The following is a 255-nucleotide window of genomic DNA, read 5'->3' on the forward strand; positions in this document are numbered from 1 at the left end:
GGTTGTCTGTGCAACTCCACATCCTTTCCCACTTAACACACACTTGGGGACCTTAGCTGATGGTCTGGGCTGTTTCCCTTTTGACAATGGATCTTAGCACTCACTGTCTGACTCCCGGTTACAAGTCAATGGCATTCGGAGTTTGACTGAGCTTGGTAACCCTTGCGGGCCCCGCACCCAATCAGTGCTCTACCTCCACGACTCTATTCACCGAGGCTAGCCCTAAAGCTATTTCGGGGAGAACCAGCTATCTCC

The 255-nt window shown here is 52.2% G+C and carries 1 rRNA gene; it reads right to left on the minus strand.

The annotated features are described in order from the left end of the window. Positions 1–255 (minus strand): 23S ribosomal RNA (locus KI379_RS33865); the annotation flags it as partial.

It is taken from the genome of Paenibacillus cineris (assembly GCF_018333335.1).
In the GTDB taxonomy this organism is placed as follows: domain Bacteria; phylum Bacillota; class Bacilli; order Paenibacillales; family Paenibacillaceae; genus Paenibacillus_AQ; species Paenibacillus_AQ favisporus.